Annotated in this window: 8 protein-coding genes and 1 pseudogene; 6 read left to right on the top strand and 3 right to left on the bottom strand. The window is 47.0% G+C overall.

Annotated features, from left to right (window positions below; all coding sequences use genetic code 11):
• Window positions 1–635 precede the first annotated feature (635 nt).
• Window positions 636–1,694: a hypothetical protein gene (locus HF650_RS24620; RefSeq protein ID WP_187802818.1), complete on the bottom strand. Its 1,059-nt coding sequence runs from the start codon at window positions 1,692–1,694 to the stop codon at window positions 636–638.
• 161 nt (window positions 1,695–1,855) lie between these two features.
• On the opposite strand from HF650_RS24620, the gene fhuE reads away from it, so the two are divergent.
• The 6 genes and pseudogenes from fhuE to HF650_RS24595 all read left to right on the top strand — a co-directional run bounded on the left by fhuE (window position 1,856) and on the right by HF650_RS24595 (window position 8,504).
• Window positions 1,856–4,024, top strand: a complete 2,169-nt coding sequence (gene fhuE / locus HF650_RS24615) for a ferric-rhodotorulic acid/ferric-coprogen receptor FhuE (RefSeq protein WP_187802944.1) — start codon at window positions 1,856–1,858, stop codon at window positions 4,022–4,024.
• A gap of 42 nt (window positions 4,025–4,066) precedes the next feature.
• A pseudogene (locus HF650_RS24610) lies at window positions 4,067–4,325 on the top strand (type II toxin-antitoxin system VapC family toxin).
• 229 nt (window positions 4,326–4,554) lie between these two features.
• A complete protein-coding gene (locus tag HF650_RS24605; protein WP_187802937.1) occupies window positions 4,555–5,001 on the top strand; it encodes a hypothetical protein in 447 nt (148 codons plus the stop codon).
• 391 nt (window positions 5,002–5,392) lie between these two features.
• Entirely contained in the window at window positions 5,393–5,659 is a 267-nt protein-coding gene (locus HF650_RS25590; RefSeq protein ID WP_346014262.1) for a DUF6572 domain-containing protein, read from the top strand.
• Window positions 5,660–6,803: 1,144 nt separating this feature from the next.
• Complete coding sequence (locus tag HF650_RS24600; RefSeq protein ID WP_187802936.1) at window positions 6,804–7,799, top strand: serine hydrolase domain-containing protein; 996 nt, start codon at window positions 6,804–6,806, stop codon at window positions 7,797–7,799.
• 195 nt (window positions 7,800–7,994) lie between these two features.
• Window positions 7,995–8,504 carry a DUF523 domain-containing protein gene (locus HF650_RS24595; protein ID WP_187802935.1) on the top strand — a complete coding sequence of 170 codons (510 nt, stop codon included), beginning with the start codon at window positions 7,995–7,997 and terminating at the stop codon, window positions 8,502–8,504.
• 134 nt (window positions 8,505–8,638) lie between these two features.
• Here the strand turns inward: HF650_RS24595 and HF650_RS24590 are convergent, their stop codons facing one another.
• Together HF650_RS24590 and HF650_RS24585 are read right to left on the bottom strand one after the other, a co-directional pair.
• On the bottom strand, window positions 8,639–10,288 hold the full coding sequence (locus tag HF650_RS24590) for a methyl-accepting chemotaxis protein (protein ID WP_187802934.1): 1,650 nt from the start codon (window positions 10,286–10,288) through the stop codon (window positions 8,639–8,641).
• A gap of 971 nt (window positions 10,289–11,259) precedes the next feature.
• The gene (locus tag HF650_RS24585) at window positions 11,260–13,044 is read right to left on the bottom strand and encodes an EAL domain-containing protein (protein WP_187802933.1); all 1,785 of its coding nucleotides are present in this window, start codon (window positions 13,042–13,044) and stop codon (window positions 11,260–11,262) included.
• Window positions 13,045–13,068 lie beyond the last annotated feature (24 nt).

Raw genomic sequence — 13,068 nt, 5'->3', positions numbered from 1 at the left:
TATAAATGTTTATCAAAGTTAGAGCTCTATGCGTTTTTATGCTGCTCACAGCGACTGCACAGGCTGAAAAAAAGTGCGTTTGAGCTTTCGGTCGATTCACAAAAATACGTATTCCAACCGTCGTGTATTAAATCCTTAGAACATACCAAGCGGAGCGAAATAGATCAGAGCACCTTTCGTTCAATTTCAATGATGCCTGCAGTAAGGAAATGGCGAAAATAACTGAAGAAAACATGGCGAAGAAAATGGTAATTTCCTATCAGGGTGTACCTCTCTTCAGCTCAATGATATTCTAGAAGTTGAGCAAAAGTTTTAGTTTTTCTACTGAGGAAACATCCAGAGTTGTTCTTATGCAAATAATTAATGACCATTATGCCTCAGTTAATAATTAAATATTGTATTTATAGTGCGGCCAATATGGAATGAATTATCCCTGCTTCTTGAAAACTTATATTTTGATGGCATCAGAGCCTGGCTGTGAGTTCAGTGGACTAACAGTCCGCTTTGAGCGAGGAGCGGACGCCGCTAATATTGGAATGTACAAATCTGTGGGGGCAGGTCAGCCGGACTTCAGATACTGCTTCAACGTCCACGTTTATATGTCAGCCATCCCTGACAGGATAGCTGTATATTTTTTAATTTAACGAAATACGAACCACACTATCCGGGCCTTTCGTAGTGCTGTCGTCATTGAAGTCCTGCTTCACTGTTACGTATAAAGTTTTGCCGTCCGGTGTTACCAGCAGACTGTTGGGATGGCTGGTGAAACTCCAGCTGTTTTTCACAGCATAGCTGCCGGCATCAAGCTGCAGCACCTTCTTTGACTCACGCTGGCTGATGAAAATTTCGTTACGCTTCGCGTTAAACTTAATTCCCAGCGCATCGCCTTCAAGACACTTGATAACTTTCCCGCTGCGCTCATCAAATACCAGCGTGGTTTTGGCTTTTGAATCATCGGTCACGAACAGGCGCCCAGTGGCCGGATCTTCTGCCATGTTCAGGAACAAATACGTTTTTTTATCTCCCGGTGTCCAGCGTTGTTCGATTTTATGCGTGCCCGGGTTAATCACCAGAACTTCACCGCCGCCATTGGCGGCATAAATGCGATCTGTCAACGGGGAATAGATAATCCCCGTCACCCATTTTCCGGCATTCTCGATTCGGGCTTTTAGCGTCATGGTGCTGGCATCAACCACGGAGATGAACCCAGGGTCGGCAACGCCGCCGATAAACAGTTGTCCCTTGTGGAAAAGGATCTCACGCGCACCAACCGGGTCGCCATCCTTATCTTTGCCTTGAAACATCAGGCGCTGCAGCACCTTGCCACTTTGCACGTCCACTTTCGACACCCCGCCATCGAGGGTGTTGGTGGTGTAGTAGACCTTGCCATTATCGTCCGCCGCCATGCCGAAGTTTTTCAGGTCGGTGTGGGTTTCACCTTGTGTGGCAAGCGTTGTGGGATCGAGTTTATAAAGCACCCCACCGTTGACATTTTTGAAACCCTGCGCACTCGCGACGTACAGTGCGTTTGCCGTTGGGGAGTAAACCATCTCATACAGACCGTCAGCGAGTTCGCGCTGCTTAAGCGCAGCCGAATCAGCGGTAGCAGCTGACGCCGTTGCGCTCAGGGTTAACGCCGCAGTAAGGACGCTGAAGCCCCATGTCTTTCCTTTTATCCACTGAAATCTGTTCATTTATTGTCCCGTCATACTGGAAACGTGGCGTTTTTATAAATATGCATTTATTTACATTTAACTTACAAAATAACCCATGCATAATAAAGTAAATAATTATCATTTACATTCTTATTTATATAAATGATTTGCAAAAACGACAATAACTGACAGGTAACATGATGATTCTTAACAGCAGGATTAATCGCGCGAAAGCGCCATCAGGGTTAATTCATACTCCCTTCTCACTTTCACTGCTTGCACTGGCGATGTCCGCCGTCATGCACCCGGCAATGGCGGATGAGGATACGAAAGAACAAGAGATGATTGTCTACGGCGACGGGAACGGGAGCGCCGATTCGCAGCAGGATTATGCGGTAAAAACCACTCGTTCAGGCACCAAAATGCTGCTGATACCGCGTGACGTCCCCCAGTCCTTAAGCGTCATCACTCGCCAGCGCATTCAGGATCAAGACCTGCAAACAATCGATCAGGTATTAACCAACACCACCGGCGTTTCGTCGCAGCAGATTGATAGCGAACGTTCCAGCTACTTTTCCCGCGGCTTTGAAATCACCAATTTCGCCTACGATGAGATCCCCACATCAATGGGCGACGCGTGGAACTTTGGCGACGCGCAGGAAGATACCGCCATTTACGATCGTGTAGAGATTGTGCGCGGCGCAAACGGCCTGATGACCGGCGCTGGCGATCCGGGAGCAACGGTGAACATGGTGCGTAAACGTGCCGACAGTAAAACCTTCAGGGGCAAAGTCAGCACAAGCTACGGAAGCTGGAGCAAACAGCGCTATGTGGGCGACATCTCCGCGCCGCTCAATTCCGACGGTACCCTGCGCGGGCGCGTAGTGGCAGGTTATCAGGACCAGGACAGCTGGCTCGACAGATATGGCAAGCGCAAGAAATTTCTCTATGGCGTAATTGAAGGCGATGTAACGGAACACACTACGGCCTCACTGGGCTGGGATTATCAGCAAACAAACACCGCCAATCCGACCTGGGGCGGATTACCCAGCCTGTACAGTAACGGCAGCCGCACCCGTTACGATCGCAACGTCAATACCTCGGCGGACTGGACGGGATACGCCGTTGAATCGCGTAAAGTTTTCGCTAACCTCACCCAAAGCTGGGATAACGGCTGGTCGGTTCGTTTTAATGGAACCCACGGCGAGCAAACGTTCAGCGACACCCTGCTTTACGTGATGGGCAATCCGGAGGTTACCACCGGCGAAGGTGCTTCAGGCTGGGGAAGTAAGGATCGCGGCAAGCGCACCCTGGACTCCTTTGACACCTATGCCAGCGGGCCTTTCGAACTGCTCGGGCGTCAACATCAGCTGATGGCCGGGGCCAGCTATAGCCGTCAGCATAATGCCACCTTCAGTAAAGACGGGCCGATGGACAGCGATCGCATTGGAATCTTCAACAATAGCTGGAACGGGAGCGTGGCCGAGCCGGAATGGGGCGACTGGTATCAAAATGCGGATGATATCGTGCGGCAAAAATCGGCGTATATGGCGGCACGCCTGTCGCTGGCGGATCCGTTGTCACTGCTCGTTGGCGCACGTTATACCCAGTACAGCTCAGACGGCAGCAGCGGCGATATGCGTAAATATAACACCACGCCTTACGGCGGACTGGTGTATGACATAAACGACAGCCTTTCCGCTTACGCCAGCTATACCTCAATTTTTGCCCCGCAAACCAAACGCACAAAAGAGGGTGCATGGCTCTCACCCGCCACCGGTAAAAACTATGAAACCGGCCTGAAGGCAGACTGGATGGACAGTAGGCTGACCACCAACGTTGCCGTATTCCGCATCGAACAGGAGAATGCGGGAGAAGCCATCAGCGGGGAATTCGTTAATGGATCCACCGAACAGGCTTATCGCGCAACCAAAGGCGCAGTAAGCAAAGGGGCGGAGTTTGAGGTGAACGGTGCCGTTAGCGACAACCTGCAGCTTACCTTCAGCGCGACCCGCTACGTTGTCCGTGATTCAGATGGCCGCTTCAACAGCTTCGCGCCGCAGACACAGCTGAAGCTGTTCAGCCGCTACCGCGTCCCGGAGCTTCCGGATCTGACCGTAGGAGGCGGCGTGAACTGGCAGAATCGGGTGTACAAAGATGTTACTGGTCCGGACGGCGAGACGCAGCGCCTTTACCAGGGCAGCTATCCGCTCGTCGATTTGTTCGCGCAGTATCAGCTGACAAAACAGCTGGCGGTGCAGGCAAATGTCCGCAACCTGTTTGATCGCGAATACTACTCCTACCTCGATGACTCTGCCGTTTATGGCGAACCGCGTAGCGTCTCGGTAAGCGTGAACTACACATTCTGATGTAATCAGCATAACGTTTTCCCGGCCATCACCTGTTCCGAAATGCACTTCGGCTCAACCGGCATGATGGCTCCGTCGCGCCACGCTTAGCTGCGTGACGCGTTCTGCGCCTGCCTCGGTGCCATCCTGGCCTGGATTGCGTAGCGGTCGATGTGACCACGGCAAAGCGGCACTTCGGCTGGCTGGTATGCCAATCGGCATGAACGACACGGCGATTGCCGCACATGCGGTTGTGGTGAGCGCCATTCTGGTGACGAACAATTCGCGGGAATTTGACCGAGTTCGGGGTCTGGCGCTGTAAGACTGGGTATGCTGCAGAAGAATATCAAGGGTCGTCCGCTTTGTGCCAGAAGCGGAAGTTGTTACAGACAATTTGTCTTGGTCAATTGAGGGGCGGTTCAAGGTTCTAATATCCCCTAATGCTCCTTAAAATATGCACTAAGGGAAGTGTTGTGATGTCCAGAAAAGTTACTCTTAATATGTAATTATATTCACCAGTTCGGATAGGGCAACGCGCTTAGAGAGGCAAAATGGACAAATATGCGGAACGACTTTCAGGATTTATGCGGGCTGTAGGCTGTATGAATGATGCGGCAAACCGCGTGTCTGACTATTTTGTGATTAGACTTGAGGAAAGTGACAGCATGCTGACGTCTTTGGCGATGTATCACTCGTCCATCACTGATAAGTTTCCGGCTGCATACTGGCACCCGCATCTTAAAGCATGCTCTCAAAAAACATTTATGAAGACAGTGGCTTTATGGTTCTTTGAGCATGAAGATATGCAACTTCTGCCTTTCTCACTCAAGCAGAATCTCCTCGCCAATTTTACAGATGACCTCAATGAAATGACAGGTAATGCACTGTTCTTTAATCTCATCACCAGCCCGCCAGTGTGGTATGGCTCCCTGCACGAAGAGTTTGTCATTGAAGCACAGTATGGCAGATACCTCGTCCACTTCAGCTGTCACGACTGACTATTTTGTCACAAAATCACCTGAATAACCTTGCAGCCCGGTTAGCGCGGTCGGACTATAGTCCTACTTACTGGAGGGCAAGGAGAAGACATAAATCTTAAACTGCTAATATTTGCTATCCGCGCGCACGCGAAATTTAGTCCAGTCAGCTTGCCTCTTACGTATTCAAGCGGAAAGCCAAAAACTAATCAGCTCAAATGAGCCGCTATTAGTTTTATTAATGATTGAAAGCCACTTAATGCCCCTAAGAGATAGTAACGTGAATCCAGCATTAGCGTTGCCAGTCCAACGAAAGCAAACCCCATGAAGGTAATAAAGGCAGGTAAGTTATGTCAGTAGAAACCTTAAAACAATTGACAGTATTGGTATACCGATAGAAGCTCCTTATGAAGTGACCCTTGGGATTTCTGATCATCTGGACTGGGGGGCATTTGATGAGCACCTGTATATGCTTCAGGAAAAAATAAACACATATCTGCGATTTATCGAATCGGAAGAAATCTATCAAAGTTTTCCACCTGCCGTTCATACGACAAAAAAGGTCATCGAAATTTTTTTCGAATATGAACCTCCATCTCAGGCAGTCCTTTTTTTAAACCATGTCACTAATATCCTGAAAGAGTTGTGCATTGAACTCAAAATAAGAGTGGATGAATAAAAAACTGACATGCAAGCAATGATAGTCCGTTACCCATTGATTTGTAACTGACTTCGTTAGTGAAGCCTTAAATTTTCTGTCAAAAAACACAAATGCTCGCTCAAAGCGGACGTTACTAATATTGGAATGTAAAAATCTGTGGGGGCAGGCCATGCACTCACGTAATAATGCGCCATACGATTAAGATGCTCACCAGCCAGTTGCGCAACTCAAAACTCCCCTGAGTGACTGAGTGACTGAGTGACTGACAGCACCCAGCATACTACTACAGGATCAATAACAAGCTTACGCTTAACATGCTCTGCATGTGACTATGGTAACTGAGAAGAGACTTGGGGTCGTTTCTTCTGTGATTTAATTCTTAATTTATTTATTTCGCTATGATATAAAAAGACTGGATAAATATAATAGTTAATAACAGTAATGGTGGATGTATGGATTGGCAGTTGTGGGGATTCTTTAGTGGTAGCATGTTTGAGTTTTATGTTGCCATGAAGGGCTTCAGGACAGGAACTGTAACTATGTACATAAACAGGAAAAAGAGAATATTCAATCAGAACGATCGTCATTTTAAATTTGTTATTGCTATGCATTTTATTTTTTCTTTTCTGGCTTTCACCGGAGGAATCTGTTTGTTTTTGGTGAGATATGTTTTTAAATAAATCAATGTTATTGGAGGCAACAATAAATTAGCCTCCTGACTTACTTTTAAAACAGCACGCTTAATAAATTAAGCGACTCGCGTCTGCTTCATCAATCTATCAAATCTGTTTCCACCTTCAACCTAATACAATATTCGAAGGTATGCGTGTGGTGAACAATGATGTCGATCTTGCGCAGCTTGCACGAGGTGGTATTTAATACTCTGCAACCCATTCGTTATCTGTATAGGTTTTCTGATTAGCAACGAGTAGCTGGAGGCAATGTACAGTTTGGGATAATGAGGATGTATGACCGCTTCGTGCAAGAAGCGGACATTAACAGAGATATTATGCACAATAATGATTAAACATGCACGGTTTAAGCGGACATTATCCTGTAAAGAATGACCATAGCAGCCAGGGAAAGAAGCAGTTACTCCAGTAACATGCTATTATCTGCTACAATCATTTGTTTACTAATAAAGCGGATTCAGTTTATCTCTATGACAAAATCATTAATCAATACACCCGGGGTCATCGCCCTTATGCAATATGATGATGGAAGGTCTTTTCAGTTCAGCGAGGGCGTTGAAGATACACTGACTAACTCACCAATAGATCGAAATAGTATATTTGATATTGCATCTGTATCAAAACAATTTACAGCATTCAGTATTCTTCTTCTTGAACAAAGGGGGGCGCTAAAATCAAACGATCTGCTTTCTCAATACATCCCTGAAGCTGCTGTAATTGAAGGTGATATAAGTCTTGAGAATCTCATTTATCACACATCAGGACTTCCATGCCTGTTTGATATAGCCAAGAAAAAAGGGATAGATTATTTTTCTGAATTTAAATCAGAAGGAATTATTGCTGGAATTTTCGAAGAGAGGCACCTTCACTTTACTCCGGGCACGAAGCATGAATATAGTAACACTGGATATATACTTCTTGCTCAGGTGGTTGAAAATGTTTCCGGAACAAGCTTTGCTGATTTTGTGAAAAAAGAGATATTCTATCCTTTAGGGATGCATAACTCTTTTGTTTCTGATGGGTTAGCCAGGATGGAAGTAGCAGTGAGTGGTTATCATAAAAATGAAAATAACGTATTTTCTCCTGTCTTCAGCCCATGGGGAGTGATGGGGGCAGGCCTTGTCCATTCATCTGCTGGTGACTTAATGAAATGGGGGCTAAATTTTTCTTCTGGTTTGGTAGGGGGCGATGAATTAATAAGGAAAATGCTTACTCCGCTTCCTGGACTTACTGATGCAGGTATTATGGTTGAAGAGCATAGCTCTTACTGTTTTGGCATTGAGTTGGATAAAAATGCTTCAGGTGAAATCTATTGCCACCTTGGCTCTACTTTTGGTAGAGAAAGCTATTTTATACGTTCGCAACATGAAAACTTTACTCTTGTAATATTATCCAATATTGAAGACTACGATGTATCTGCGACTGCACTTAAACTATTTAATGGCATGATGGCAATGCATATATAGAGCAAAAATTTCATTTTCTCTTGGTATACATCAAACACGTGTCAAGACCTAAGGCCGGCTTCTGGCTCAAGCGAGCACCATTTAATGCGTACCCCTTGCAAGCAAATTTGATTTTAGGGTGAATTTAAAAGTTCGATAAATCATATATGAGAAATGGTACAATCTACATCTTTCATCATTTGAACCAGAAAAAAGATGATAAATAAAATTCTTATAAGTGCTTGCCTGATGGGCTTCAAGGTTCGTTACAACGGAAGTGATAAAGCTAAGGTGACAGATAAACTTTCTCAGTGGCAACAGGAAAAGCGGTTAGTGGTGCACTGCCCTGAACTGGCGGCCGGGTTGACGATACCTCGCCCACCAGCTGAAATCATGTCTGGTGACGGGAACGAGGTAATGCGTGGTCGCGCCAGAATAATTGAGAATTCCGGGCGCGATGTTACTGAACATTATCAGCTTGCAGCCTGGCTGGCTTTACGTGCGGCCCAGGAATCTGGTTGTCGCGCTGCTTTGTTAACTGACGGAAGCCCAACATGTGGTAGTCAGAATATCTATGACGGGTCTTTTAACAATATCCGAAAAAGTGGTATGGGCGTAGCCGCATCACTACTTGCCAGGCATGGTATAGCCGTATTCTCAGAAGAACAGCTCCCGGAGCTAATTCTATGGATTGAAGAAAGAGAAGGGAATTCATTCTCTGGCTGAGTGTATGATAAGCCGTTCCGCTTCTGACCATTAACAGACGTTAAGGCAGAGATGGTATCGCTGGCCAGGTAACACCTTTTTTAAGAATCCAAAACAAACAGTTAAACCCGCCCCCTAAAGGGGCGGGTTTGGTATCAGAATCGTTTCCAGTTTTCCGACTGATCTTCTTTAGCGTTTTCGGCAGTTAACAAACTAACCGGCTTATTTCTTGTTTTTTCCTTATCATGGTTTGTTATCTCTGATTTGACTATCACAAACGCCGAAACCAGCTGTTTAAGACCATCGGCTTGATCCATCAATGAGCGTGATGCTGCTGAGGCCTCTTCAACAAGAGCCGCATTCTGTTGCGTCACATCATCCATCTGGTTCACAGCCTGGTGAACCTGCCCTATGCCCTGCATTTGTTCCTGCGCGGCAATGGAAATTTCATCGATCAAATCGGCAACCTGGCGAACTGCGTCATTCATATCAACCATATTGCGACCTACATCCTCTGCCTGATTTGCCCCGGCTTCAACATAACTCATAGATGATTCGATTAGTTCTTTTATCTCTTTAGCGGAAGATGAGGAACGTTGAGCAAGGTTACGGACTTCACCTGCCACGACGGCAAATCCCCGACCCTGTTCGCCTGCACGAGCCGCTTCCACCGCTGCGTTAAGGGCGAGAATATTGGTCTGAAAAGCTATCCCTTCGATCAGCGCAATAATGTCTGTAATCTTTGCTGAGCTGTTCCGAATGTCGGTCATTGTATCCTGCAGATTTTTAACCCTGACTGAACTGTTATCCGAAATCGCGCGCGCGTTTTTAGCCAGCTGACTTGCAACCTGAGTATTTTCTGCCGTTTGTCGTACCGTTTCAGACAGCTCAGCCATGCTCGCTGCCGTTTGCTCCAGTGAGGCTGCTTGCTCTTCCGTGCGTGAAGACAGATCTTCATTACCGGCAGATATTTGTGAGGAAGCCGCGCTTACTGAATAAGAAGAATGACTGACTTCTGACAGAGAAGTAGCGAAACGCTCTACCAGATGATTGAATGACAATGCCGTCAGACCAATTTCGTCCTTGCGTGTCGAATCTGCCCGTATTGTGAGATCTAAAGAGGAACTGGTCTTTTCCATGGTAAGACGCATTGCCTCCAGGCTCCTTCGGATACTGATGATAGTTTTTATCACCACAGCACCGAGGATAAGTATTACAGCAGCAGAGCCCAGAATGAGACTCCAGAACGTCATTGTGTAAATGTGTTGATTTTCTCTCTTGAGCCCTTCACCGATACTGACGTTGAGAGCCAGCTGCTTTTGATAACCCTGGATCAAATTGCGAATTTGCTGGCCGACACCCGAGTTACCTTGCAGCTCTGACAATGAAACAACGTCGTTTTGCGCCGCTGATCCTTTCAGGAAAGCGGGTAATTTCTGTTCAATCTGGGAGATAGTCCCGAATGCACCCTGTGTCAAAATCCTGTCTTCATCGCTGGAAATATCATTGTCAAGGTAATACTGGTTAAGGGATTTCAGGTTATTTATCTGACGCTTGATTTCATTCTCAAGTTGAGTCTGCCGATCTGACTTGGTGGCACTTTGATGTCGATAGAGCCATATAATCAGCTCATTACCAGCATCAATTTGTTTGCCTAAATCGATAATTGAAGGTATCGCATTGCCTTGAACATACTGAAACCGTGACTGGAACCCCGTCACGACAAGAACCGCGATTAACACTACAGAAATAAGGGATATGGCAAGCATTGAAAAGCTCAGAAAAAGCCGCTGTGTAATTGTCATCAGTCGTCCACCAGTGTTGTAAAAAACTAAACAGAAAAGAAGTTGTTACATACTTGTTTTCGGCAACGAAGACAGAAAATTTAGGTGAGGGAAAGGAAAAGCTGCTGAATCTGGAGAGAATACGTCGAGGTTTTGGCTGTTTTAAGCAAGTAAAAAACCTCTTCTGCATCACCGGGCCCGCAGATTATTGATGAAAATTACGGGCATCACAGTCAGATAAACGGTGACGATCGGGCCAGACTGGCTGAAGAGGTGGCAATAATTTCTGCGTTGTACTTTAAGCCGATAAAAAAAGCCGCTCACGGGAGCGGCAAATCAAAAGTCACGTTTTATCTGGTAGTAAGGATACACCTCCAGCTCTGAAGCAATGGATTGAAAGACGTGTTTTAACGTGCGTATTTCAGTGGATTACCCGTTTAATTAATGATTTTGCAGTGAGAGAAGAGCATAAGCTCCTGTAGTCATTCACAAAAAAAAGGTGCCAGCGACATCACTGACACCATCAAGTTATAACGGTGATTTATTTTTTACCTATTATAGGCAAATCATCGCAACTTATGTCAAATTCAGTAGGGTGCTGTGTCTGGAACCATGTTGTCACGCATGAAGACGGGTCGCCATTACAATTGTCTGATCCCAAATATTCTTTCTTTGGGCTTTAATCGGCGCAGTTTTTTTGAAAAAACGAACCCGTATCAGATTTTTATTACGGTAGACCAGCGCTCATTAAATAGTTTTCTGACAATAGCAGATCACAGCGCAAGGGCTGACGACCTGGCAGTTCTGGTTGCGCAGTCTAAGTTCATGCTGCCTGCTGATTATGATCTTATAGGGAGCGCACCGTTTTTCAGACTTTGCTTTTTCACCGTCGTTTCGCTTGTGCTTCGTGCTTCGTGCAACTGAATTGTCGAGGTCCAGCGTGGTCTCTCAAACAAATGTAGCAGGAAGCAATAAGTGGCAGACAGATAACGTTATTTCAGACTGGTCAACTTCAGCTCAAGCCAGTTGCTCATTTCCTCGGCAGGGAGTGGACGGGCATACAGATAGCCCTGAGCCTGATCGCAGCCATATTTTTGCAGGGTCTCGCCGGTCTGTGAATTCTCCACTCCTTCCGCCAGCACGACATAATCCAGCTCTTTCAGCATAGCAATGATGCTTCGCGCGATAATACGCGCCCCGGTATCCTGCGAGAGCCGGGAAATCAGGCTCCTGTCCAGTTTAATGATGTCAATCGGCATACGGCGCAGATAACTGATGTTGCTGTAACCGGTGCCAAAATCATCCAGAGAAATAGGAAACCCGCGCAGTTTCAGATCTTCCAGCCCCTCGATTGCTGCGGTGCTTTCAATGATCCGTTCGGTTTCCAGACACTCAATGCCCAACAGACGAGTGGGCAGGCTGGCACGAATCATTCGTTCTTCAAGGCTGTCTGCAAAACCGGATGCTGAGATGTCGTGAATACTCACATTAACCGAGACGGGTATTGCAAGACCGGCGATGTGCCAGCCCCTGAGCTGGGTAATGACACTGGCAATAACCCAGCTCGTCAGATCGGGTAGCAGGCCGGCATGCTCTGCGACAGGAACAAACATTCCCGGTGAAAGCTCGCCTTTTTGCGGATGTCGCCAGCGAATGAGAGCCTCAACTCCTACCGGTAAACCGCTCTGCAGGCAAATTTTTGGTTGATAAACGAGGTAAAGCCCGGGGATGATTCCCTGTATAGCCTGTCGCAGTTCATCCATCAGCGCAGGTGTAGAGGGCGCGTCTTCGTCTGCCCAGGTGCTTTCTGGTAACAGTAGAATATTCTGACGAATACGATCGTGTAATGCACTGACTGCCTTATTCAAAACTTCTCTGGCGGATGACTCTCCCGGTATGAATGTCTTACCAGCTGTGTGGACTCTGAACTCAACGGAAAATCCCGGCTCAAGCTCGGCGCTGACACCCTGTAAGCGACTGGCAACGACGCTGGCTGAGATTTTGTCGGAAACATGAGTCAGAAGGGCAAAACGGCCTGTTGCGACCATGTAGAGTTTTCCGCACCTGAGCGGGCGCAGGCGCAGGGGCAGCATAATCGCCATATCGCGCAGCAGGTTCTCAACCGGTGCCATCCCTCGGGTGCGCGCAAGTTCATGCGCGCGGGGCATATCTATACAGTCAATCAGGATCAGGTTACGTTCGGCAATGTCATTCGTTGTGGCCAACAACTGGATATCGCGTAACAGATGCAACTTGTTGGGCAACCCGGTTATGGCATCCGTCAGACCGGCATAATGCCAGGCTTCAAGAAACGACATCGCCAGTTCACCCAGCAACTGAAGAGTATCAGTCTGCTCTTTTGTAATCATGTGGGGGCTAGTGTCCACTACACAAAGTGTGCCTAATTTGATGCCATCACGTGTGGTTAGTGGCACGCCCGCATAGAAGCGAATAAACGGGGTGGAAAGGGTCAGCGGATGCGCGGCAAAGCGGGCATCCTGAAGGGTGTCCGGAACAATAAACGGATTACCGCTGTCGACGGCGTAACGGCAAAAAGAGTTAACCCGTGAAGAGGTCTCCAGACGAAAGTTGATTGCTGCCCGCACATACTGGTTCTCATCATCCAGCACGGAAATAAAACTGCCAGGGATTTTTAACATTCTTGCCGCTAACTGCGTGATTTTGCGCAGTACATCATCGCGGCTGTCATCCGGGTTCAGTAGTGCCTGTAACGCCAGAAAATGACGTTCTTTGTCGTCGCCGATATTGAGTAACATTGTTGCCTCCCAACCGGCTGTGGA

This window comes from Kosakonia sp. SMBL-WEM22 (genome assembly GCF_014490785.1).
GTDB lineage: Bacteria > Pseudomonadota > Gammaproteobacteria > Enterobacterales > Enterobacteriaceae > Kosakonia.
This window is presented reverse-complemented; position numbering and strand designations above follow the sequence as displayed.

Coding starts and splice junctions, on each gene's coding strand:
- HF650_RS24620 (WP_187802818.1), bottom strand. CDS start 1,694: ATGAACAGATTTCAGTGGATAAAAGGAAAGACATGGGGCTTCAGCGTC.
- HF650_RS24595 (WP_187802935.1), top strand. CDS start 7,995: ATGATAAATAAAATTCTTATAAGTGCTTGCCTGATGGGCTTCAAGGTT.
- HF650_RS24605 (WP_187802937.1), top strand. CDS start 4,555: ATGGACAAATATGCGGAACGACTTTCAGGATTTATGCGGGCTGTAGGC.
- HF650_RS24590 (WP_187802934.1), bottom strand. CDS start 10,288: ATGACAATTACACAGCGGCTTTTTCTGAGCTTTTCAATGCTTGCCATA.
- fhuE (WP_187802944.1), top strand. CDS start 1,856: ATGATTCTTAACAGCAGGATTAATCGCGCGAAAGCGCCATCAGGGTTA.
- HF650_RS24600 (WP_187802936.1), top strand. CDS start 6,804: ATGACAAAATCATTAATCAATACACCCGGGGTCATCGCCCTTATGCAA.
- HF650_RS24585 (WP_187802933.1), bottom strand. CDS start 13,044: ATGTTACTCAATATCGGCGACGACAAAGAACGTCATTTTCTGGCGTTA.